Source organism: Variovorax sp. VaC1, from assembly GCF_043658315.1.
Lineage (GTDB): Bacteria > Pseudomonadota > Gammaproteobacteria > Burkholderiales > Burkholderiaceae_C > Variovorax.
The window spans coordinates 452,313-475,194 of record NZ_JBIGLT010000001.1; the positions used below are offsets into that span (position 1 = coordinate 452,313).

Annotated in this window: 24 protein-coding genes; 15 read left to right on the plus strand and 9 right to left on the minus strand. The window is 65.6% G+C overall.

Going from position 1 to position 22,882, the window contains the following annotated elements; translation table 11 throughout:
* Positions 1–52 precede the first annotated feature (52 nt).
* Genes ACGLHS_RS02230 through ACGLHS_RS02250 form a run of 5 tightly spaced genes read left to right on the plus strand, consistent with a single transcriptional unit; the run spans position 53 to position 6,151 of the window.
* Entirely contained in the window at positions 53–2,263 is a 2,211-nt protein-coding gene (locus ACGLHS_RS02230; protein ID WP_394476455.1) for a TonB-dependent hemoglobin/transferrin/lactoferrin family receptor, read from the plus strand.
* 48 nt (positions 2,264–2,311) lie between these two features.
* Positions 2,312–3,409 (plus strand): hemin-degrading factor, encoded by a 1,098-nt coding sequence (locus ACGLHS_RS02235; RefSeq protein ID WP_394476457.1) that lies wholly within the window; start codon positions 2,312–2,314, stop codon positions 3,407–3,409.
* Between the two features lie 5 nt (positions 3,410–3,414).
* Positions 3,415–4,311, plus strand: coding sequence for a hemin ABC transporter substrate-binding protein (locus ACGLHS_RS02240; RefSeq protein ID WP_394476459.1), 897 nt, complete (start codon positions 3,415–3,417; stop codon positions 4,309–4,311).
* Entirely contained in the window at positions 4,308–5,345 is a 1,038-nt protein-coding gene (locus tag ACGLHS_RS02245) for a FecCD family ABC transporter permease (protein ID WP_394476461.1), read from the plus strand. Before ACGLHS_RS02240 ends, ACGLHS_RS02245 begins: the two co-directional genes overlap by 4 nt.
* An 8-nt stretch (positions 5,346–5,353) precedes the next feature.
* On the plus strand, positions 5,354–6,151 hold the full coding sequence (locus ACGLHS_RS02250; RefSeq protein WP_394476463.1) for a heme ABC transporter ATP-binding protein: 798 nt from the start codon (positions 5,354–5,356) through the stop codon (positions 6,149–6,151).
* A gap of 63 nt (positions 6,152–6,214) precedes the next feature.
* Here ACGLHS_RS02250 and ACGLHS_RS02255 read toward each other — a convergent pair whose 3' ends face one another.
* A complete protein-coding gene (locus tag ACGLHS_RS02255; protein WP_093237002.1) occupies positions 6,215–7,036 on the minus strand; it encodes a pyruvate, water dikinase regulatory protein in 822 nt (273 codons plus the stop codon).
* 188 nt (positions 7,037–7,224) lie between these two features.
* Between ACGLHS_RS02255 and ppsA the strand changes: the two genes are divergently transcribed.
* The 7 genes from ppsA (at position 7,225) to dnaB (ending at position 13,468) form a co-directional block, all read left to right on the plus strand.
* A complete protein-coding gene (ppsA, locus tag ACGLHS_RS02260; RefSeq protein WP_093237003.1) occupies positions 7,225–9,618 on the plus strand; it encodes a phosphoenolpyruvate synthase in 2,394 nt (797 codons plus the stop codon).
* Between the two features lie 215 nt (positions 9,619–9,833).
* Positions 9,834–10,313, plus strand: coding sequence for a hypothetical protein (locus ACGLHS_RS02265; RefSeq protein WP_394476465.1), 480 nt, complete (start codon positions 9,834–9,836; stop codon positions 10,311–10,313).
* Positions 10,314–10,428: 115 nt separating this feature from the next.
* Positions 10,429–10,803, plus strand: coding sequence for a 30S ribosomal protein S6 (rpsF, locus tag ACGLHS_RS02270; protein WP_093125029.1), 375 nt, complete (start codon positions 10,429–10,431; stop codon positions 10,801–10,803).
* 4 nt (positions 10,804–10,807) lie between these two features.
* Complete coding sequence (gene priB, locus ACGLHS_RS02275; protein ID WP_394476468.1) at positions 10,808–11,122, plus strand: primosomal replication protein N; 315 nt, start codon at positions 10,808–10,810, stop codon at positions 11,120–11,122.
* A gap of 21 nt (positions 11,123–11,143) precedes the next feature.
* A complete protein-coding gene (rpsR, locus tag ACGLHS_RS02280) occupies positions 11,144–11,425 on the plus strand; it encodes a 30S ribosomal protein S18 (protein ID WP_007830781.1) in 282 nt (93 codons plus the stop codon).
* A gap of 12 nt (positions 11,426–11,437) precedes the next feature.
* Positions 11,438–11,890 carry a 50S ribosomal protein L9 gene (gene rplI / locus ACGLHS_RS02285; RefSeq protein ID WP_093237006.1) on the plus strand — a complete coding sequence of 151 codons (453 nt, stop codon included), beginning with the start codon at positions 11,438–11,440 and terminating at the stop codon, positions 11,888–11,890.
* 171 nt (positions 11,891–12,061) lie between these two features.
* On the plus strand, positions 12,062–13,468 hold the full coding sequence (gene dnaB, locus ACGLHS_RS02290; protein ID WP_093237007.1) for a replicative DNA helicase: 1,407 nt from the start codon (positions 12,062–12,064) through the stop codon (positions 13,466–13,468).
* 31 nt (positions 13,469–13,499) lie between these two features.
* Here dnaB and ACGLHS_RS02295 read toward each other — a convergent pair whose 3' ends face one another.
* The 8 genes from ACGLHS_RS02295 to ACGLHS_RS02330 form a co-directional block, all read right to left on the minus strand.
* Entirely contained in the window at positions 13,500–14,213 is a 714-nt protein-coding gene (locus ACGLHS_RS02295) for a helix-turn-helix transcriptional regulator (RefSeq protein ID WP_394476471.1), read from the minus strand.
* On the minus strand, positions 14,213–14,680 hold the full coding sequence (locus ACGLHS_RS02300) for an MGMT family protein (RefSeq protein ID WP_394476473.1): 468 nt from the start codon (positions 14,678–14,680) through the stop codon (positions 14,213–14,215). Before ACGLHS_RS02300 ends, ACGLHS_RS02295 begins: the two co-directional genes overlap by 1 nt.
* On the minus strand, positions 14,677–15,126 hold the full coding sequence (locus ACGLHS_RS02305; RefSeq protein ID WP_093237010.1) for a GyrI-like domain-containing protein: 450 nt from the start codon (positions 15,124–15,126) through the stop codon (positions 14,677–14,679). The genes ACGLHS_RS02300 and ACGLHS_RS02305 overlap by 4 nt, the downstream gene beginning before the upstream one ends.
* Before the next feature lie 42 nt (positions 15,127–15,168).
* A complete protein-coding gene (locus ACGLHS_RS02310) occupies positions 15,169–15,618 on the minus strand; it encodes an EVE domain-containing protein (protein ID WP_394476475.1) in 450 nt (149 codons plus the stop codon).
* Between the two features lie 6 nt (positions 15,619–15,624).
* Positions 15,625–15,996, minus strand: coding sequence for a VOC family protein (locus ACGLHS_RS02315; protein WP_394476477.1), 372 nt, complete (start codon positions 15,994–15,996; stop codon positions 15,625–15,627).
* Positions 15,997–16,145: 149 nt separating this feature from the next.
* Entirely contained in the window at positions 16,146–17,936 is a 1,791-nt protein-coding gene (locus ACGLHS_RS02320; protein WP_394476479.1) for a PhoH family protein, read from the minus strand.
* Between the two features lie 212 nt (positions 17,937–18,148).
* A complete protein-coding gene (locus ACGLHS_RS02325; RefSeq protein ID WP_007830801.1) occupies positions 18,149–18,625 on the minus strand; it encodes a peroxiredoxin in 477 nt (158 codons plus the stop codon).
* Positions 18,626–18,769: 144 nt separating this feature from the next.
* Positions 18,770–19,153 (minus strand): Mth938-like domain-containing protein, encoded by a 384-nt coding sequence (locus ACGLHS_RS02330; RefSeq protein ID WP_394476481.1) that lies wholly within the window; start codon positions 19,151–19,153, stop codon positions 18,770–18,772.
* Positions 19,154–19,264: 111 nt separating this feature from the next.
* Between ACGLHS_RS02330 and ACGLHS_RS02335 the strand changes: the two genes are divergently transcribed.
* Genes ACGLHS_RS02335 through ACGLHS_RS02345 form a run of 3 tightly spaced genes read left to right on the plus strand, consistent with a single transcriptional unit; the run spans position 19,265 to position 22,862 of the window.
* On the plus strand, positions 19,265–20,497 hold the full coding sequence (locus tag ACGLHS_RS02335) for a pyridoxal phosphate-dependent aminotransferase (protein ID WP_093237015.1): 1,233 nt from the start codon (positions 19,265–19,267) through the stop codon (positions 20,495–20,497).
* Positions 20,494–21,525, plus strand: coding sequence for a DUF1176 domain-containing protein (locus tag ACGLHS_RS02340; protein WP_394476484.1), 1,032 nt, complete (start codon positions 20,494–20,496; stop codon positions 21,523–21,525). Before ACGLHS_RS02335 ends, ACGLHS_RS02340 begins: the two co-directional genes overlap by 4 nt.
* Positions 21,526–21,539: 14 nt before the next feature.
* The gene (locus tag ACGLHS_RS02345; RefSeq protein WP_394476486.1) at positions 21,540–22,862 is read left to right on the plus strand and encodes a homoserine dehydrogenase; all 1,323 of its coding nucleotides are present in this window, start codon (positions 21,540–21,542) and stop codon (positions 22,860–22,862) included.
* Positions 22,863–22,882 lie beyond the last annotated feature (20 nt).

Here is a 22,882-nt window from a genome sequence, read left to right on the forward strand (position 1 = left end):
TTTGCGCCCAAGGTCCAGCAAGCAGTTGTTCAACTGTTTCTGGACCTTTTTCGTGGCCGCCAAAACCCTCCGCTCCCATCCTCACCGCCTTGCTCTCCTGCCACTGCTGATCGCCTCCGGCTTCGGCATCGCCGTGCCTGCCTGGTCGCAGCAGATCGCGCTCAACGAGGTGGTGGTGAGCGGCTCGCGCTCGGAGCAGGCCCGGCAGGATCTGCCCATGAGCGCGGAGGTCATCACCCGCGACGACATCGAGTCCAAGCAGATCAACGACATCCGCGACGCGGTGCGCGACCTGCCGAACATCTCGGTCAAGCGTGCGCCGGCGCGCTTCGGGCTGGCACAGGGCAACACCGGCCGCGACAGCAACGCGGGCTTCAACGTTCGCGGCCTCGACGGCAACCGCGTGCTGCTGCTGACCGATGGCATTCGCACGCCGCGCAGCTACGTGTTCAGCGCCAATGCATTCGGACGCGACTATTTCGACATCAGCCTCATCGAGCGCATCGAGATCATCAAGGGCCCGGCGTCGGCGCTCTATGGCTCGGACGGCCTCGCGGGCCTGGTCAACTTCATCACGCGCGAGCCTTCGTCGTACCTGCGCGATGGCAAGACCTTCGGTGGCAGCGCGAGCGTCGGCTACAGCGGCGACGACGGCGGCAAGCGCGCAGGCGTCACGCTGGCGGGCAAGCCCAACGACGCGATGCAATGGCTCGTCTCGGCCAGCCTGGGCCGTGCGCACGAGCTCGAGAACATGGGCCGCTACAACGTGGCCAACGTCGACCGCACCACACCCAACCCGCAGCGCGACAAGAACGCGGCCGTGCTCGCCAAGGTCATCCTCACGCCCGACGCCGACCAGCGCCACAGCTTCACGTTCGAGCACATCGAGAAGACCAGCCGCTACGACCTGCTCTCAGGCATTTCCAAGCCGCCTTTCGTCTCGACTTCCGTCGTCGGCTTGAATGCCAAGACCGACCTGCAGCGCGACCGCTTCACCTACGAAGGGCGCCTGCGCCTTAACAGTGCCGTGGCCGACAACCTGCTCGGTGTGGTGAGCTACCAGAAGTCCAGGTCGCGCGAGTTCATCCTCGAAGACCGCTTCACCGCCGCCGACCGCACGCGCGACGTCACCTACGACGAGAACACCTGGCAGCTCGGTCTGCAAGCCGACAAGACGATCCGCATGGGCGACTGGGCGCAGAAGATCACCTACGGCTTCGACTACACGCGCACCAACGTCGAGAACTTGCAGACCGGCCTGGTGCCGCCCACCGGCGAAACCTATCCGCTCAAGCGCTTCCCCGACACCCGCGAGACCTCGTCGGCGTTCTACGTGCAGGACGAATTCATCCACGACCGTTGGAGCATTACGCCGGGCATCCGCTTCGACCGCTTCTCGCTCGACGCCAGTCAGCGGGGTTTCAACGCGCAGGCCGTGTCGCTGTCGGGCTCGGCGGTGTCGCCCAAGCTGGGCGTGCTGTTCCGTGCAACGCCGCAGTTCAGCGTCTACGGCAACTACGCCTCAGGCTTCAAGGCGCCGAATGCCTTCCAGGTCAACAACTTCTTCGAGAACGTGATCCAGGGGTACAAGACCATCCCCAATCCGAACCTCAAGCCCGAGAAGAGCCAGAACATCGAGATCGGCGTGCGCGGCAAGACCGGCGTGCTGAGCTTCGACGTAGCGGCCTTCACCGGCGACTACAAGAACCTCATCGAGAACGACCGCCTCGTGGGCGGCCGCGGCATCCCGCGCATCGATCCGCTGATCTACCAGTCGGTCAACATCGGGCGTGCGCGCATCAGCGGCTTCGAGTTCAAGGGCGAGCTCGACTTCACCGACAAGGGCAATGGCTTCTCCGTGCCCTTTGCCTATGGCCAGACGCGCGGGACCGATCGCACCAACAACCGGCCGCTCAACTCGATCGACCCGCGCAAGGCCAGCGTCGGCATCAAGTACCAGGCGCCGGTCTGGAGCGTGCGCCTGGACGTCACCAACCACGCGCGCAAGAAGTGGTCCGACGTGGACCGCACCGAGGTCACGACCGGCACCCAGTTCCTCACGCCCGCAGCCACCACGCTCGACGTGAGTGCGCAGTGGCGCATCCGCAAGGACCTGCGCCTGAACGCATCGGTGACCAACCTCACCAACAAGCGCTACTGGAACTGGAGCGACGTGCGCGGTGTCACCACCACGTCGATCCTGCGCGATGCGTACACCCAGCCGGGGCGCAGCTTCAACGTCTCGCTCGTTGCCGATTTCTGACGCCCGACACCTGATCCCAGGAACACCTCACCTCAAAAAGGAAACCCGATGAACGCCGAAGAAACCCGCGATCGTTTTGCCGCGCTGCGTGCCAAGGGCATGCGCCACAAGGACGCCGCCGCTGCGATGGGCCTGTCCGAAGGTGCCGCGATTGCCGCGCACACCGGCGCGCACGACAAAGGCCTGCGCGCGACGCGCCTCAAGGGGCCGTGGGTCGAGCTGCTGCAATCGCTCGAGCTCTGCGGCCCGGTGCTCGCGTTGACGCGCAACGAGACCACGGTGCACGAGAAGACCGGCATCTACGAGAAGGTCTCGGGCAACGACAAGATGGGGCTTGCGCTGGGCGAGGCCATCGACCTGCGGCTCTTCTTCAGCCGCTGGCATGCGGGCTTTGCCGTGAGCGAGGCGGCCGCCAATCCGGGCGTTCCACCATCGCTGAGCCTGCAGTTCTTCGATACGAGCGGCCTCGCGGTGCACAAGATCTTTGTTCGCGATGCCACCGACCGCGATGCGCTGCAGTCGGTCATCGACACCCACACCGCCGCCGACGAGCCGGTCGTGTTCGTGCCGGCCGAAGCCAAGGCCGCGCCGCGCGACGACGGTGCCATCGATGCGGCCGGCCTCTCCGAGGCCTGGGGCGGCATGCAGGACACGCACGAGTTCTTCGGCCTGTTGAACAAGTTCGATGTCGAGCGCCAGCAGAGCTTTCGCCTGACCGAAGGCAAGTTCACGCAACGCGCCGCGCTGAGCGCCGTTCGCGATCTGCTGAACGAAGCCGCATTCGACGGCACGCCGATCATGGTGTTCGTCGGTAGCCCCGGCTGCATCCAGATCCACAGCGGACCGGTGAAGCGCATCGAGCCGATGGAAATGCGCGGACCCGACGAGAACGCGCCGCCGATCCGCTGGCTCAACGTGCTCGACCCCGGCTTCAACCTGCACCTGCGTGAAGACCGCATCGCCAGCGTCTGGATCGTCGAGAAGCCGACGAGCGACGGGGTCGTGACTTCGGTCGAGGCCTTCGACGGCACGGGCGAACTCATGGCCATGTTCTTCGGCGCACGCAAACCCGGCGTACCCGAACGCGAGGAGTGGCGCCACATCGTGCGCGGTCTTCCGCGTCTGGCTGCGACACAGGAGGCGTGAAGTCCATGAGCGATTTCGAACGAACCGATGCCCCGGCGCCACGCCGCCGCGACGTGCTGCGGCTGCTGTCCGCTTCTTCGCTGGCGGTGGGCGTGTTGCCTGCATTCGCGCAGGCACAACGCCTGCCGAGGCTCGTGACGGTGAGCGGCGCGATCACCGAGGTCGTCTACCTGCTCGGCGCCGAAGGGCAACTCGTGGGCACCGACACCACCAGCTTGTATCCGGCGGCGGCACGCAGCACGCCCAAGGTCGGCTACATGCGGCAGCTGTCGGCAGAAGGGCTGCTGTCGCTGAAGCCCGATGCCATCATCGCCACCAATGAATCGGGCCCGCCGGTCGTGCTCGATCAGGTCCGCAGCGCGGGCGTGAAGGTCGAGATCATCGATGCCGACCACAGCTGGGGCGAAGTGCAGCGCAAGGTGCAGGCCGTCGGCCGCGCAGCCGCAAAGGAAGCGCAGGCACGCGAGCTGCAGGCCAGGCTCGATGCCGAATGGGCCGTTGTCCAGCAGCGCGTGGCGACGGCCAAGGGGCGCAAGCCCCGCGTGCTGTTCGTGCTGTCGCACAGCGCAAGCCCGCAGGTCTCGGGCGAGAAGACGGCCGCGCACTCGGTGATCGGCTATGCCGGCGGCACCAATGCGCTGGGCGGCTTCCAGGGCTACCGGCCGATGACGGCCGAAGCCATGGCCAGCGCGGCGCCCGACATCATTCTCACCAGCGCGCAGAGCATCGAGGCCCACGGCGGCGTCGACAAGTTCTGGCAGCGGCCTGAACTGGCGCTCACGCCCGCGTTCAAGAAGCGCGCGCTGATCACGCAAGACGCCTTGCTGCTGCTGGGCTTCGGGCCGCGCACGCCGGCGTCCATCGCCGACTTGCACGACAAGTTCCTGGCTGCGGTTGCATGAGCCAGAGGTTCACGGCGCGTGCCGTACTGGGCGGCAGCGCGCTGCTGCTCGTCGCGGCCTTCGTGGTGGGGGCGGTGTCCGGCGCCTACGCCATCAGTCTTTCGCAGCTCTGGAATGTGCTGACGTCGCTGGGGCAGGGCGGTGCCGACAAGTCGCCCGAGCACCTCGTCTTTCTCAACATCCGTCTGCCGCGCCTGGTACTTGGCGTGGCGGCGGGTGCGGGGCTTGGCATGGCGGGCACCTTGATGCAGGGCCTGTTTCGCAACCCGCTGGCCGACCCGGGGCTGGTGGGCATCAGCAGCGGCGCGGCGCTGGCGGCGGGCGTCACGATCGTGCTCGGGGCGTGGCTCTGGCCGGTGCTTCCTCGCACGCTCGGCAGCTGGACGCTCGTGCTCATGGCTTTCGGTGGTGGTTTGTCGGTGACCTTGCTGATCTACGGCCTCTCGCGCAGCGAAGGCGGCACGCGCATGGCGCTGATGCTGCTCGCGGGCATCGCGGTCAATGCGCTCGCGGGGGCGGGGCTGGGCTTTCTCAGCGTGATCGCGACCGACGAGCAGCTGCGCAGCCTGCAGTTCTGGCTGCTCGGCAGCCTTGGCGGTGCGCGGTGGAGCGCGGTGTTGCTGGTCGGCGTGGCTGTGCTCCTGTCATGCCTTGCGGCGCGGTCGCTCGCTTCGCCGCTGAACGCCATCGCGCTCGGCGAAGCGCAGGCAGCACTGCTCGGCGTCGATGTGGAGCGCACCAAGCGGCGGGCCATCGTGATCACGGCCGTGGCCGTGGGGGCGGTGACGGCCACGACCGGGATCATCGGTTTCATCGGGCTGATCGCGCCGCACTGGGTGCGCATGATGGCCGGGCCCGATCACCGCGTGGTGCTGCCGGCCTCGGCCCTTCTGGGCGCGGCGCTGGTGCTCGCGGCCGACACCGTGGCGCGCACCGTGATGGCGCCGGCCGAGCTGCCGCTGGGCGTGCTCACCGCGTTCATCGGCGTGCCGGTGTTCCTGCTGATGCTGCGGCACTTCAAGGGGCGCATATGACGGGGGGCATGAAGCGCGATCCGATGGCGCTGTGTTGCGAAGGCGTCGAGGTCCGCGTCGGAGCGAAGATGCTGCTGGCGGATGCGAGTGTCAGCCTGGCGCCGGGCCGGATGACGGCCATCCTCGGCCCGAACGGTGCGGGCAAGTCGACCTTGTTGTCGGTACTGGCCGGCCAGCGCGTGCCGACGCGAGGGCGGGTGACGCTCGACGGTCGTCCGCTTTCGGACCACGGCATGCCGGCGCTCGCATTGCGCCGGGCGCTGATGCCGCAGGAAAGCGCGGTCGCCTTCGACTTCACCGCGCAGGAGATCGTCGCGCTGGGCCGCTACCCGCATCGCCGGGCGCCAGGGCACGACGAAGACGCGATCATTGCCGAGTCGATGGCGCTGACCGACGTGTCGGCGCTGGCGTCGCGCGTGCTCAACACGCTGTCGGGCGGGGAAAAATCCCGGGCGCACATGGCGCGGGCGCTGGCGCAGTTGTGGCATCCGCGGACCGATGGCGCGACCCGCTGGCTGCTGCTCGACGAACCGACCGCGGCGCTCGATCTGGCGCACCAGCACTCGGCGATGCGCCTGCTGCGCGCCTGGGCAGCGCGCGGCGTGGGCGTGGTCGCGGTGCTGCACGACCTGAACCTGGCGCGTCGCTATGCCGACGAAGTGGTGGTGCTGGGCGGTGCGTCAGGCGGCGTGCGGCAGGGCGCGGCGGCCGAAGTGCTCGAGCCGGCCCTGATCGAATCGGTCTGGGGAATGCCCTGCCAGCCTGTGACGAGCGCCGACGGCACGGTGCAATACCTGTTCGGCTGAAATGAAAATAGCGCCTGACGGCCGCCAAATGGCCATCAGGCGCTATTTAAAAGATAGCAAAAGTCAGTACGTCAGCCGCTCGGGCCGCAGCTCCTGCAGGATCGTCGTGGCGATTTCCTCGATCGACTTGGTGGTGGTCGACAGCCAGCGGATGCCGGCGCGCCGCATCATCGCCTCGGCCTCGCTCACTTCGTGGCGGCAGTTTTCGAGGCTGGCATAGCGCGAATCGGGTCGGCGTTCGTTGCGGATCTCGCTGAGCCGCTCGGGCTGGATCGTCAGGCCAAAGATCTTCTTGCGGTGCGGCAGCAGGGCAGGGGGGAGCTGGCGGCGGTCGAAATCTTCCGGAATCAGCGGGTAGTTGGCCGCCTTCAGGCCATGCTGCATCGCCAGGTAGAGCGACGTGGGCGTCTTGCCGCTGCGGCTGACGCCCACCAGGATCACGTCGGCACCCTGCAGGTCGCGGTTGCTCTGGCCGTCGTCGTGCGCCAGGCTGAAGTCGATGGCTGCAATGCGGGCGTTGTATTCCTTGCTCTTGCTGACGTCGCTGAAGCGGCCGATGCGGTGGTTCGACTTCACGGCCAGCTCGATTTCCAGCGGGCGCACGAAGGTGCCGAACATGTCGAGCAGCATGCCCTTGCAGCCGGTTTCGATCACCTCCAGCACGTCCATGTTGGCCAGCGTGGTGAAGACGATGGGGCGCACGCCCTCCAGTTCGGCGGTGTGGTTGATGTGCCGCACCGCCTGGTGCGCCTTGTCGACCGTGTCGGTGAAAGGCAGCCGGACGTGGCGCGGCTTCATCTCGAACTGGGCGAGCACGGCGTTGCCGAAAGTCTCGGCGGTGATGCCGGTGCCGTCGGAAATGAAGAAAACAGTGCGTGTGTGCATGGTGTTGCCCTTGCGGCCTTGTCCTGCGGCGCGCGCGACCTTGCCACGCCTACAATCCGGGCCATTATCGGGAATCCGCTTTCCCACCCCATTCTTTCCATGCACACCGCGACCGCACCCAAAGCAACGACAACGATCGTGCCGCGCCGTCTGCATGCAGCACCGGTTTCAACTTCTGGAGCTTCCCCATGTCTGCACTTTTCGACGCGACCGCCCTGGTCGTACCGTTTGAAAACCTGAGAATGACCGACGTCGAGGCGGTTGGCGGCAAAAACGCCAGCCTCGGCGAAATGATCTCGCAGCTGCCGCAGGGCGTGCGGGTGCCGACGGGTTTCGCGACCACGGCCCACGCGTTCCGCCAGTTCCTGGCCCATGACGGCCTGGCCGACAAGATCAGCAAGCGGCTCGCCGCGCTGGACACCGAAGACGTGCGCGCGCTGGCCGTGGCCGGCGCCGAGATCCGCGCCATGGTCGAGGCCCAGCCTTTCCCGGCCGACCTGCAGAAGGCCATCGGCGAAGCCTTCGCCACGCTGAGCGCTGGCAACCCGTCCGCCTCGTTCGCCGTGCGTTCCTCGGCCACCGCCGAAGACCTGCCCGACGCCTCGTTCGCCGGCCAGCAAGAGACCTTCCTGAACGTGGTTGGCATCGACGACGTGCTGCACAAGATGAAGGAGGTGTTCGCCTCCCTCTACAACGACCGTGCCATCAGCTACCGCGTGCACAAGGGCTTCGAGCACGACGTGGTCGCGCTCTCGGCCGGTGTGCAGCGCATGGTGCGCTCCGACCTCGGCGCCGCCGGCGTGATGTTCACCATCGACACCGAATCGGGCTTCGAAGACGTGGTGTTCATCACCTCGAGCTACGGCCTGGGCGAGACGGTGGTGCAGGGCGCCGTGAACCCCGACGAGTTCTACGTCCACAAGCCGACGCTGCGCGCCGGCAAGCGCGCGGTGATCCGCCGCAACCTCGGCTCCAAGCTGATCCAGATGGAATTCGCGACGGCCGAAGAGAAAAAGGCCAGCGGCAAGCTGGTCAAGACCACCGACGTCAAGGCCGAGCAGCGCAACCGCTATTCGCTGAGCGACGCCGACGTGGAGCAACTGGCCAAGTACGCGCTGGTCATCGAAGAACACTACGGCCGTCCGATGGACATCGAGTGGGGCAAGGACGGCACCGACGGCCATCTCTACATCCTGCAGGCGCGCCCCGAGACGGTGAAGAGCCAGCAACAGGGCAAGGCCGAGCAGCGCTACAAGCTGCTGGGCAAGGGCGCGGTGCTCGCCGAAGGCCGTGCCATCGGCCAGAAGATCGGCACCGGCCCCGTGCGCCTCGTGCACAACATCAGCGAAATGGACAAGGTGCAGGCCGGCGACGTGCTCGTCACCGACATGACCGACCCGAACTGGGAACCGGTGATGAAGCGCGCCGCCGCCATCGTCACCAACCGCGGCGGGCGCACCTGCCACGCGGCCATCATTGCGCGCGAACTCGGCATTCCGGCCGTGGTCGGCTGCGGCGACGCCACCGACCTCCTGAAAGACGGCACGCTGGTCACCGTGAGCTGCGCCGAGGGCGACACCGGCTTCATCTACGACGGCCTGCTCGAAACCGAAGTGACCGAAGTGCAGCGCGGCGTGATGCCCGAAGTCGACCTGAAGATCATGATGAACGTGGGCAACCCGCAGCTCGCCTTCGACTTCGCGCAGCTGCCGAACCACGGCGTGGGCCTGGCGCGGCTCGAGTTCATCATCAACAACAACATCGGCGTGCACCCGAAGGCGATCCTCGACTATCCGAACGTCGACAACGACCTGAAGAAAGCCGTCGAATCGGTGGCCCGCGGCCACGCCTCGCCGCGTGCCTTCTACGTCGACAAGGTGGCGGAAGGCATTGCGACCATCGCGGCTGCTTTCTGGCCCAAGCCGGTGATCGTGCGACTGTCGGACTTCAAGTCGAACGAGTACCGCAAGCTCATCGGCGGCAGCCGCTACGAGCCCGAAGAAGAAAACCCGATGCTCGGCTTCCGTGGTGCCGCGCGCTACCTGAGCGCCGACTTCGGCGAAGCCTTCGCGATGGAATGCGAGGCCTTGAAGCGCGTGCGCAACGACATGGGCCTCACCAACGTGCAGATCATGGTGCCCTTCGTGCGCACGCTGGGCCAGGCCGAGCGCGTGACCGGCCTGCTCGGCGAGCATGGCCTCAAGCGTGGCGAAAACGAGCTCAAGCTGATCATGATGTGCGAGGTGCCCAGCAACGCCATCCTGGCCGATGAGTTCCTGCAGTTCTTCGACGGCTTCTCGATCGGCTCGAACGACCTGACCCAGCTCACGCTGGGCCTGGACCGCGACTCGGGCCTCGAGTTGCTGGCAGCCGACTTTGACGAGCGCGACCCGGCCGTCAAGGCCATGCTGAGCCGCGCCATCAAGGCCTGCAAGGCACAGGGCAAGTACGTCGGCATCTGCGGCCAGGGCCCCAGCGACCACCCGGACTTCGCGCTCTGGCTGGCGGAGCAGGGCATCGAATCGATCTCGCTGAACCCCGACAGCGTGATCGACACCTGGCAGCAGCTGGCCAAGCGCTGACCCGGCCCTTCCGGCGGCGGGCATCTGGTGCCCGCCGAGCGGCAAGCTGCGGGAATCCCCGTCGGGGGATTTCCCGTATCGGCTTCGTGTCTTTGAATCAAAGTGTGTTTCTGGTGTCAGACTTGTGACAATTCACAGGGCGGCGCATCCTGGCAACCAGCCTGAGGCGATCTCGGTCGCCGCGGCGATCTGCCAGTACCTCGCGGGAGACCACCATGATTCTTGTCAAGACGGAAGCGGGCCATCAGGCCCTGAAAGACCGTTCGGTGCCGCTGTCACCGCGCCAGCGCTCGGCCTTCATCCTGTTCGACGGCAAGCGCTCGGTCGACGATGTGCTTGCCGCCGGTATGGGCATTGCACGCGAAGACATCGACCAGATGATCGCGCTGGGCGTGCTGGAGCCCGTGGGCGGGCAGCCAGCCTCGCCAGCGGCGGGCGATGCATCCACCGAGGGCGCCAAACCGGCCGCGCAGGCCGTGCCGCCGCCTTCCGGCCGCAGCAAGCAGCAGCGCTATAAAGACGCCTACCCCATCGCGACCCAACTGACCGGCAGCCTGGGTTTGATGGGATTCCGGCTCAACCTGCAGGTCGAGGGCACGGCGAGCTACGACGACCTGCTGGCGCTGGCACCCAAGATCCGTGCAGCGGTCGGCGCGGAGAGGGCTGCAGCCCTCGACAAGGCCCTGAACGACTGAGCGCCTTGTCGGATTCGCAATTGCAGGGCTATAATCACCGGCTTTGCCTTGCCACACTGCGCCCGACGCTGCAGGTGGCTTTTCCTCTTCTTCGGAAGAATCCACAAGGAGTGCCATGCGTCACTACGAAATCATTTTGCTGATCCACCCGGATCAGAGCGAACAAGTTCCGGCCATGCTGGAGCGCTACAAGGGCCTGATCACGGCCGGCGGCGGCAAGATCCACCGCGTTGAAGACTGGGGCCGCCGTCAGCTGGCTTACCAGATCAACAAGCTCAACAAGGCCCACTACCTGTGCGTCAACATTGAAGCTGAACAAGCCGTGATGGGCGAACTCGAACACGCGTTCAAGTTCAACGACGCCGTGCTGCGCCACCTGACCGTTCAGAAGAAGAAGGCCGACACCGGTCCTTCGTCGATGATGAAGACGGTCGAGCGCGAAGAGGCTCGCAAGGCCCAGCAGGCCGAATACGCCGCCAACAACAACTGATGGCGTGACTGCTGCCGCTGCGGCAACCGGGGTCAACCAGCTTCTGCTGTCCGCCTCCGTTGCCGAACTCGGAGCCTTGCGATTCACGCCAGCCGGCTTGCCCGCCATCGACCTGAAGCTCGAACACGAGTCGACGCTCCAGGAGGCGGGAAAGCCCAGGCAGGTGAAGACGGCCCTCAAGGCCATTGCCTTCGGCGCCATCGCCGAACGGCTCGCAACGCAGTCGATGGGAAGTCTCTGGCGTTTTCAGGGCTTTCTCGCGACACCGGGCAACGGCAAGCATCCGGTCCTGCACATCCAGGATTTTCAGCAAGATTAATTTTCGACAAGAGGTCCCCAAATGGCCACGTTCAAGAAATTCAACAAAGACAAGCGCCCGAAGCGCAACACCCAGTCGCTGCTGTTCAAGCGCAAGCGCTTCTGCCGCTTCACCGTCGCTGGCGTCGAAGAGATCGACTACAAGGACATCGACACGCTGCGTGACTTCATCAGCGAAAACGGCAAGATCATCCCCGCACGCCTGACCGGCACGCGCGCGATCTACCAACGCCAGCTGAACACCGCGATCAAGCGCGCTCGCTTCCTGGCCATGGTGCCGTACAGCGACCAGCACCGCGTCTAAGGAGTCGACACCATGCAAATCATTCTTCTGGACAAGGTTGTCAACGTCGGTGCCCTGGGCGATATCGTCAAGGTCAAGGACGGCTACGCACGCAACTTCCTGATTCCGTCGGGCCGCGCACGCCGCGCCACCGCCGCCAACAAGGCCGAATTCGAAGCCAAGCGCGCCGAACTCGAAAAGGCTGCGGCCGCCAAGCTGGCTGAATCGCAAGCTCAAGGCGAAAAGCTCGGTGGCACGACCATCAAGCTGACGCAAAAGGCTGGCGTGGACGGCCGTCTGTTCGGCTCGGTCACCAACGGCGACATCGCCGAAGAGCTGGGCAAGCAAGGCTACAAGGTTGCCAAGTCGCAAGTGCGCCTGCCCAACGGCCCGATCAAGGTCGTCGGCGACAGCACCGTGAGCGTTGCGCTGCACACCGACGTGGTGGTCGACATCACCGTCACGGTCTACGGCGAAACCGCCTGATCCCGAACGGCGCCTCGTGCGCTGTTGAAAAAGCCGCCTTCGGGCGGCTTTTGTTTTTCCGCGACCGAAGTTCTCCAGCGTATTGCACCGGAAGATCACTGTTTATTCACAACCTTGTCCACACACGCAGCAGCGTGCGCGGCTTAGCATGCAGGGTTGCAAGGGAAGTCCATGTCCGCCGTTTTCTCCTATGCCGACAATGATCCGTCGGCCGACCGCCAGATCGCCCAACTGCGCATTCCGCCTCACTCCATCGAGGCTGAATCGAGCGTGCTCGGCGGCCTGCTGCTCGACAACGGCGCCTGGGACCGCATGGGCGACCTGCTGGTCGATGGCGACTTCTACCGCCACGAACACAAGCTGATCTACGCCGCCATCGGCGGGTTGATCAATGCGACCAAGCCCGCTGACGTGATCACGGTCTACGAGCAGCTGCAGAACCTTGGCAAGGCCGACGAGATCGGCGGGTTGGTCTACCTGAATTCGCTGGCGCAGTACGTGCCGAGCGCGAGCAACATCCGGCGCTACGCCGAGATCGTGCGCGAGCGATCGATCCTGCGAAAGCTGGTGTCCGCCGCCGACGAGATCGCGACGCAGGCCTTCAACCCGCAGGGCAAGCAGGTCGACAAGATCCTCGACGAGGCCGAGCAGAAGATCTTCAACATCGGCGAAGAAGGCACGCGGATGAAGCAGGGCTTCCAGAGCATGGATGCCCTGGTGGTCGAACTGCTCGACCGCGTGACCGAGATGGCCGAGAACCCGAACGACATCACGGGCATTCGCACCGGCTTTCACGACTTCGACAAGATGACTTCGGGCCTGCAGCCCGGCGACATGATCGTGCTGGCTGCGCGTCCGTCGATGGGCAAGACCTCGCTCGCGATCAACATCGCCGAGCACGTGGCACTCGAAGAGGGGCTGCCGGTGGCGGTGTTCTCGATGGAAATGGGCGCCTCGCAGCTCGCGGTGCGTATCGTGGGCTCGATTGGCCGCATCGACCAGGGTCACCTGCGCACGGGCAAGCTCAGCGACGAAGAGTGGCCGCGCCTGACCGAGGCCATCGAGAAGCTGCGCACCGTGTCGCTGCACATCGACGAAACGCCGGGTCTGTCCACCAGCGAACTGCGCGCCAATGCGCGTCGCCTGGCGCGCCAGTACGGGCGCCTCGGCCTGATCGTGGTCGACTACCTGCAGCTCATGTCGACCAGCAGTTCGGGCGACGAGAACCGTGCGACGGCCGTGGGCGAAATCTCGCGCGGCCTGAAGATGCTGGCCAAGGAACTCAAGTGCCCGGTGATTGCGCTGTCGCAGCTCAGCCGCGGCGTGGAAAGCCGGACCGACAAGCGTCCCATGATGAGTGACTTGCGTGAATCGGGCGCCATCGAGCAGGACGCGGACATCATCATGTTCATCTACCGCGACGACTACTACGACAAGAACAGCAAGGAGCCGGGCGTGGCCGAGGTGATAATCAGCAAGCACCGGAACGGCCCGACCGGCACCGTCAAGCTGGCTTTCCTGAAGCCGATCACCAAGTTCGAGAACCTGGCCAGCTACAGCCACAACGAAGAGTACTGATGCCTCGCGCGCAAGGCGCCGCGCAGAGAGGCTACGGCTTTTGCGGCACCACCTTGCCCTGGACCGTTTCGACCTTCACCTGCCGCAGCAGGTCGGCCAGCGTCTTGCCCGGCTCGTCGCGAAAGCGCTCTGGCAGCACCGCGATGGCGTCCATGCGGTCGAGGCGAAAGCCGCGGAAGTCGTTGCGCAGTTCGCACCAGGTCGACAGCGTCCAGACCTTGCCCCAATAGAAGCAGCCAAGCGGCCGCACCGTGCGCGTGCTGGCGTCGCCCGACACGTCGCGGTAGTCCAGGCGCAGCTTGTTGTGCGACTGCACCGCCTCTCTCAATGTCTGCAGCCGCGCGCGCAGGGCGTCGTCCAGGCCCAGCGCGGGTGCGTAGAGTGCCAGAGCCTCGGCCGAGACGCGTGCCGCGGGCGGCAGCACGGAAAGGATCTTGCCCAGCCCCGTTTCGATGTCTCGCGCCATCGCCGGATCGACCCAGCTCTGGGCGAGCCGCGCAGCCGCCACGAGTGCCGAGGCTTCGTCCTGCGTGAACATCAGCGGCGGAAGTTCGAAGCCCGCGCCCAACCTGTAGCCCACGCCGGCCTCGCCTTCGATGGGCACGCCCTGGTGCTGAAGGTCGGCCACGTCGCGGTACACCGTGCGTTCCGATACTTCAAGGCGCTGCGCCAGGAAGGCGGCGGTGGTGAGCCGGCGCCCACGGATGAGCTGCACGAGCTGGAACAGGCGGTCGGCGCGTCGCATCAGTGCGTTCCTGTGAGCTTCTTCGCGAAGTCTTCGACGAAGTAGCGCTTGCCGCGTTGCACGACCGTGTGCCCTTCGGCTTCCAGCTTCGTCATTTGCGCCTCGATGCCGCCGGGGTACTTGGGATTGAGTTCGCCGCCGACCTTGAGCGTGCGCCACCAGGGCGTCTGGCCCTCGGGCTTCGGCGCCTCTTCGGCCGCATGCGCCACCATGTGCGCAAAGATCGCCGTGGTCACCGTGCAGCCGATGGTCGTGCCATGGCGCACCGCGATGTCTTCGCCGATGCCCATGACCGTGGCGAGCCGGCCTTCCGGAATGCTGCGCATGGCGGCCTCGACCTCTTGCGGCGATGGCGTGGCGATGGTGCCTTCGCCATGGCGAGCGCGCATGGCGACGGGGATCTCCTTGACGCTCGGCAGGTGAGGGTAGCTTGCGAGCCGGTCGTGCCAGCTCTTTTTTGTGCTCATGCAATACCGATGTGGATCGCCACCTTGTCTGGCCCTTCGTAGGCTTCGAAATCGCTGCGGTAGCGGCGCGCGACTTCGGGATGCGCCTCGAAATACTGCCAGATGCGCTGCCAGGTGGCGATCACCATGTGCGGCATTTCTCCCTGGCCGTTGAACACGAGGTAGTTGCCGGCCTCGATGGCCACGCTGTCTTCGCCGCCAGCGACGGCCAAGCCGGCCGTCACGTCGAAGGCGCCCTGGGCATCCGATTCGTAGGCCGAGTAGACGCCGAAGATGCGGGCGTCGCTCGTGCGGCGAGGCATCAAGCGAGGCATCTGCTCGTCGAAGAAACTTCTCCAGAGCGCGCCGATGCGGGCGGTGGCGGGCGTGTTTTCCTCGCGGTTGGTCGTGCGGATCGTGGGGCCTGCAACGCGGAAGGCGTCATGGTGCTGGCGAACGGGTTCCATTGGATTCTTCTCCTTGTGTTGATGATTGGATGAGGGCGGCGCTCAGAGGGCGAGCGCCTTCAGGTCGGCTTGCATGGTCCGGGCGATCAGTGCAATGTCGGCGTCGGTGACGTCGAACAGCCCGAAGCGGAATTTATAGCCCCATTGCTGGGGTTTTTCGATGAAAGCGAGGCGCTCGATCAGCGGGGCGATCGATGCTTCGTGCGCGGCGGCGTAGGCCACGTCGCGGCGCCATGGGACGAAGCCCTGGCCCATGTCGAACTCGTAGGGCTCGCCCGCCTGCACGACGCCGATCGACACGAAGCTCTGCAGCTTGTCCGTGCCGCCGAACACTGTGGCCGGCGAGTAGTAGGCCACGCGGTCGCCGGCGGCGAGCCGCTTGAGCGGCGCGTGCTTGCCGTGGCCCACCTGCATGAAGCCGAGCGGCCGGTGGTCGCGACCGCGCCGTGCGTGCTCGGCGCTTGCGACGGCGATCCAGTTGCGCGGTGCCATGGCGAATCACTCCAGCGAATGAAGGCCGACTTCGTTGCCTTCGGTGTCGCGCAAATAGGCGATGAAGCCCATGCCCGGTGGTAATGCGGACTTGGGGCCCACGATCTGCCCGCCGGCCGCTTCGACCCGCGCGAGTGCGGCATCGATGCTGGGCATGCAGTCGAGGTAGATGCGGATGCCGCTGCCGGCGCGTGCGCTGGCATTCGCGCCTGCCTGCAGTGCGCCGCCCGTGGCGGGTTTGTCGTGGGGGAACACGGCCAGCGTGTCTCCGCCGAAATTCTCGCGGCGCAGTTTGCGGGCCAGAACGGTTTCGTAGAAGGCCTGGGCACGGTCCATGTCGGTCACCGGGATCTCGAACCAGCTGATGGCGTTTTGCATTTCGGGGCTCTCTTTGTGTCGTTGAAGGGAGCCGCGATGGTGCGGCTGGCCTCCTGACAGCGTCTTGTCAGGAGCCTGTCACTGCGGGCGTAAAAAAGCCCGCGCAGACCGATGAAGGCCAGCGCGGGCTTTGGGGGGCTGGGGAGGGCTTAGAGCACGTCGCTCGCGAAATCGGCTAGGCGCGAGCGCTCGCCGCGTGCCAGCGTGATGTGTCCGCCGTGCGGCCAGCCCTTGAACTTGTCGACCGCGAAGGTCAGGCCCGAGGAGCCTTCCGTCAGGTACGGCGTGTCGATCTGCGCGAGGTTGCCCATGCAGATGATCTTGGTGCCCGGGCCCGCGCGGGTGATCAGCGTCTTCATCTGCTTGGGCGTGAGGTTCTGCGCCTCGTCGATGATCACGTACTTGTTCAGGAAGGTGCGTCCGCGCATGAAGTTCATGCTCTTGACCTTGATGCGGCTGCGGATCAGCTCGTTGGTGGCCGCGCGGCCCCACTCGCCGGCGCCGCCGCCATCGCCCTTGGCCAGGAACTCGAGGTTGTCGTCCAGGGCGCCCATCCAGGGGCCCATCTTTTCTTCCTCGGTGCCTGGCAGGAAGCCGATGTCTTCGCCCACGCTCACAGTCGCGCGGGTCATGATGATTTCGGTGTAGCGGCGGTCGTCGAGCACCTGCGTGAGGCCGGAGGCCAGTGCCATCAGGGTCTTGCCGGTGCCGGCGGTGCCGGTCAGCGTGACGAAGTCGATCTCCGGGTCCATCAGCAGGTTCATCGCGAAGTTCTGCTCGCGGTTGCGCGTGTTCACGCCCCACACCGCGTTCTTGCCCGAGCTGTAGTCCTTGAGCGTCTTGAGCACTGCGGTCTTGTCGCGGATTTCGGTGACGCGGGCATACATGCTCGGCTCGCCGGGCGCCTCGAAGTAGACGAACTGGTTGATGTAGAGGTTGGGCACCAGCGGGCCGCTGATCCGGTAGAAGGTGTTGCTGCCGCTCTGCCAGCTCTCGACCGTCTTGCTCTGGCGGGTCCAGAAATCGGGCGGCAGCGCCAGCGAGCCGGCGTAGAGCAGGTCGCCGTCTTCGAGCGTCTTGTCGTTCTGGTAGTCGTCGGCTGCCAGGCCCAGCGCGCGCGCCTTGACGCGCATGTTGATGTCTTTCGACACCAGCACCACTTCCTGTTTTGGATGGTCGGGCTGGTCCTTGGCGTACTGGTCGCGCAGTGCCTGCACCACGCCGAGGATCTGGTTGTCGGCCTTGCCTTGCGGCAGGCTCAGCGGCAGCGAGTAGTCGAGCGGCGCGGTCTGGAAGAACAGCTTGCCGCCGGCCTCGCGGTGGCCGGTGGTGTCGAGCTTCAGGCCCTTGGCAATGTCGGCGCCTTGCGCGGCGGCGAGCGCGTCGAGCGTGCGGCTGGTCTGGCGGCCGTTGCGCGCGACTTCGGTCGTGCCTTTCTTGTGGCCGTCGAGCTCTTCCAGCACGATCATCGGCAGGAAGATGTCGTGCTCTTCAAAGCGGAACAGGCACATCGGGTCGTGCAGCAGCACGTTCGTGTCGAGCACGAACAGCTTGGCCGGGCCGGTGGACTTGCGCTTGGCGCGCACGGGTGCCTGCGGTGCCGGGGTGGGAGCCGGCGCGGCTGCAGCAGGCTGGACTTTCGTCTCGACCTGCACGAGGGCCTGGGGCTGCTGCGGTTGTTGTTGCGGAGCGCTCGCCGGCTTTGGGGTGGCGGTTTTCGCCTTGGTCCGGCGAGGCGGGCGTGCGGTATCGGCGCCGCCGGCACCCTCGGTGCCGAGGCTGTCGAACAGTTCCAGGGGCTGCGGGCTGCGCGCGGTGGTTTCGTCGGCCCGCTGGTCGCCGGAGCGGCGCGAACCCCGGTGCGAAGACCGGGCAGGCGCATCGAGCGCGTCCGGCGAGAGCAATGCGGCGCGTTTCGTGGGGGCGGGAGGCAGTGGCATGTGTCAGATCGCTGGCAGGAAGTGGGAACCAGAAAACGAAAAAGCCGCCTGAAGACCAAGGCGGCTTTGTTCGGGGGATGCGGTCGTGGAGCTCAACGGCATGGAGCCATTATGCACACCGCAGATGACACGCCGGCTGCTCATTGGCGCGTTGCGTTGGGCATTCCCCACGCAGCGGTGCAAAAGCGCAAACCCGGCGGCCAGTGTGGCTATCAGGCGGCTTTCTTGAGCGCCTTGACGGCTTTGAGCACGTCGTCGACGTGGCCCGGAACCTTGAGCCCGCGCCATTCGGCCTTCAGGATGCCGTCAGCGCCAATCAGGAAGGTGCTGCGTTCGATGCCCTTGACCTTCTTGCCGTACATGATCTTGTTCTTGACCACGCCGAACATGTGGCACATTTTTTCTTCGGTGTCGGCGATCAGTTCGAAGGGCAGCTCGAGCTTGGCCTTGAATTCGTCGTGCGACTTCATGTTGTCGCGGGAGACGCCGAAGACGGTGGCGCCGGCCTTTTCGAAGTCCTTGTAGCGGTCGCGAAACTGCATGGCTTCGGTTGTGCAACCCGGAGTGTTATCTTTCGGGTAAAAATACATGACCAGCACGTGGCCGAGATGCGAGGTATTCGAGACCTTGAGGCCGCCCGTGGCGTTGGCGTCGAATTCAGGAATGGGTTTGTTGACAACGATCGCCATGAAACTTGTTTTCTCCGTTAGATTCCGCTCTTCGAGCCCTCTCAGCCTTTTTCGGGCTTGCTCGATGAATGGAGGATTGGTCGTTGCTAACTTTGGGTAGCTGGCCTGTTCGCAACCCGGTATTTTACCCCGAAAAGACCTCTCTCAGTCAGGGTCGGGGCTCTCGACCAGCAGAGCGGCAATCACGTGCCTGCCTTCGCCGGCCAGGATGTTGTAGGTCCGGCAAGCCGCCGCGGTGTCCATGGTCTCGACGCCGGTGCGCTTGGCCATCAGGGGCTGGAGCCAGGCGGGCTGGGGGAAGCGGATGCGCTTTCCGCTGCCGAAAATGATCAATTCCGCACCTAGCGACGCAAGCTGCGCGAAATGCTCGGGGCCGAGCTCTTCGAAGCGGGCGCAGCTCCATTCGAAGCGTTCGCCGCGCGAACCTACCACCACGCTGCCCTCGACCTTCTCGTTGTTGATTGCCACCCAGCCAGGGCCGTGTGCGGTGAGGGACTGGGCGTCGGATTTGTCGGGCTGGAGCTTCATCGGTGCGCTGGGAACTGTGGTCAAATTATAGGTTTTCCCTAGTGCCACGGGGCTCGCAAGGGCCTTTGACTTCGAGTAAGAACCCACCAACTCCGCGCCCGGGAGGGCCCTTTGAAGCAGCTCAAGAAATCGGCCAAGCTGGCCAACGTTCTCTATGACATCCGCGGTCCCATCATGGACGCCGCCAAGCAGATGGAAGAGGACGGCCAGAAGATCATCAAGCTCAACATCGGCAATCTCGCCGTGTTCGGCTTCGATGCACCCGAAGAAATCCAGCAGGACATGATCCGCAACCTGCCGACCTCGGCGGGCTACTCGGACAGCAAGGGCGTCTTCGCCGCGCGCAAGGCCGTGATGCACGAGACCCAGAAGCAGGGCATTGCGGGCGTCACCCTCGACGACATCTATCTTGGCAACGGCGCCAGCGAACTGATCGCCATGGCCACGAACGCGCTGCTCAACGACGGCGACGAAATGTTGCTGCCGGCCCCCGATTACCCCCTGTGGACCGCCTCCTCGAGCTTGTCGGGCGGCACGCCGGTGCACTACCTGTGCGACGAAGCCAATGGCTGGATGCCCAACCTGGACGACATCCGCGCCAAGATCACGCCCCGCACCAAGGGCATCGTGGTCATCAACCCGAACAACCCGACCGGCGCGCTGTATTCCGACGACCTGCTCAAAAGCATCGTGGCCATCGCGCGCGAGCATGGCCTCGTGATCTTTGCCGACGAGGTCTACGACAAGGTGCTGTACGACGGCGTCAAGCACACCGCCATCGCCAGCCTGTCGACCGACGTGCTCACGCTCACCTTCAACTCGCTGTCCAAGAGCTACCGTTCGTGCGGCTACCGCGCCGGCTGGCTCGTGGTGTCGGGCGACAAGCGCGCTGCCCAGGACTACATCGAGGGCCTGAACATGCTCTCGAACATGCGCTTGTGCGCCAACGTGCCGGGCCAATGGGCCATCCAGACGGCGCTCGGTGGCTACCAGAGCATCAACGACCTCGTGTGCGAAGGCGGTCGCCTGCGCCGCCAGCGCGATCTGGCCTACGAGTTGATCACCGCCATTCCGGGCGTGAGCTGCGTCAAGCCCAGCGCCGCGCTCTACATGTTCCCCAAGCTCGACCCCGAGGTCTATCCCATCAAGGACGACCGCCAGTTCTTCCTCGAGCTGCTGAAAGAAACTCGCGTGATGCTGGTGCAGGGCACCGGCTTCAACTGGGCCACGCCCGACCATTTCCGCATCGTGTTCCTGCCCCATGAAGACGATCTGCGCGAGGCCATCAACCGCATCGCGAAGTTCCTGGAGCAGTACCGCGTGCGCCGCAAGACGGAGCCATGAAATCCGCGTGCATCGCCGCTGCGGCGCTGTCGCTTGCCGCGCTGTCCGTGGCAGCCGCAGGCAAGGACCCGGTGGCGTTCTCGCACAACGACTGGGAGATCGTCTGCGACAACACGCGCACCTGCCGCGCGGCGGGCTACCAGGTTGACCGCGGCGACTCGGCACCGGTGTCGATGCTGATCACCCGCGCCGCGGGCCCGGCGACGGCAATCGAGATTCAGCTCCAGCTTGGCGGCGAGAGCGACGTCAAGGGTGCCGTCCGCCTCAAGGTCGGCAAGGCCAGCATTTCGGGGCTCCAGGGAAGCGACTCCGAGCTCGATGCCGGCCAGGTCCGCACGATCCTCCCCGAACTGCTCAAGAGCGACGAAGCCACCGTCACTGCCGGCGGCGGCAGGAAATGGGCTCTCTCGCTTGCCGGCCTCAACGCCGTGCTGCTGAAGATGGACGAAGCCCAGGGCCGCATCGGCACCCCCGGCGCGCTGGTGCGCCGCGGCAGCAATCCCGAGTCTTCCGTATTGCCGTCGGTACCGATGCCCGTCGTGCACACGATCACACCGCCGAAGAAGCACCCCGGCGACGACGCATTGGCCGCGCGCATCTTTCCAGCTCTCAACCTGAACGATGCCCAGAGCCTGTGCAACAGCACGGACAAGGTGGATGCGACATCAGTGCAGGTCGACCGCCTGAGCGACAGCAAGGTGCTGCTGTCGCTCGGTTGCGACGTCGGTGCATATAACTCCACGAGCCTGCTCTGGATCGCCAACGACAAGCCGCCCTATGCGCCGGTGGCCATCGATGCAAGCGGCGATTACGACGGCAAGGACGCCAGCGTCACCTCCACCATGAAGACCCGGGGCATCGGCGACTGCATGTCGGTCGAGACCTGGCACTTCAACGGCAAGGACTTCGTGCGCACCAGCGCAACGATGGACAGCATGTGCCGCGGCTTCCCCGGCGGCGCCTGGTCCTTGCCCCGCTACGTCAGCCGCATCGTGGGCGCATCGTCCACCACCCCATCCAAACCATGAACGCGACTCTCCCAATGAAACCCATCCAAGTAGGCCTGCTCGGCGCAGGCACGGTCGGCAGCGGCACCTTCAAGGTGCTCCAGCGCAACCAGGAAGAAATCAAGCGCCGCGCCGGCCGCGGCATCGAGATCACCATGGTGGCCGACCTCGACACCGCCCGTGCCCGCGAAGTGGCCGGCGAGGGCGTCAAGGTGGTGAGCGATGCGCGCGAAGTCATCGCCAACCCCGACATCGACATCGTCATCGAGCTGATCGGCGGCTACGGCATCGCGAAGCAGCTCGTGCTCGAAGCCATCGCGGCAGGCAAGCACGTGGTCACGGCCAACAAGGCACTGCTCGCGGTGCACGGCACCGAGATCTTCGCGGCTGCGCATGCCAAGGGCGTGATGGTGGCCTTCGAGGCGGCGGTGGCCGGTGGCATCCCGATCATCAAGGCGCTGCGCGAAGGCCTCACGGCCAACAGCATCCAGTGGCTGGCCGGCATCATCAACGGCACGACCAACTTCATCCTGTCCGAGATGCGCGACAAGGGCCTGGACTTCGCCACCGTGCTCAAGGAGGCGCAGCGCCTGGGCTACGCCGAAGCCGACCCGACCTTCGACATCGAAGGCGTGGACGCCGGCCACAAGGTCACGCTGATGAGCGCCATCGCGTTCGGCATCCCGGTGCAGTTCGACAAGGCGCACATCGAAGGCATCACCAAGCTGGCCGCGCAGGACATCAAGTACGCCGAGCAGCTCGGCTACCGCATCAAGCTGCTGGGCATCACCAAGCGCACGGCGCAGGGCATCGAGCTGCGCGTGCATCCGTCGCTGGTGCCGTCCAAGCGCCTGCTGGCCAATGTCGAAGGCGCGATGAACGCCGTGGTCGTGCATGGCGACGCCGTCGGCACCACGCTCTACTACGGCAAGGGCGCCGGCAGCGAGCCCACCGCCAGCGCCGTCATCGCCGACCTGGTCGACATCACGCGCCTGCACACGGCCGACACCGCACACCGCGTGCCGCACCTGGCCTTCCACCCCGACGCGATGAGCGACCTGAAGGTGCTGCCGATGGCCGAGGTCGTCACCAGCTACTACCTGCGTCTGCGCGTGGCCGACCAGGCCGGCGTGCTCGCCAAGGTGACGGGCCTGCTCGCCACCGCCGGCATCAGCATCGACGCCGTGCTGCAGCGCGAAGCCGACGAAGTGGGCGGCGAAGGCTCGACGCAGACCGACCTCATCATCCTCACGCACGATGCGCGCGAAGGCACCGTCAACGACGTGCTGGCCGAGCTGCAGGCGCTGCCCACCGTGTTGCAGCCGATCGTGCGCATCCGCAAGGAAGAGCTGTCCTGAGGGGCGGCGCCCGCGCACGC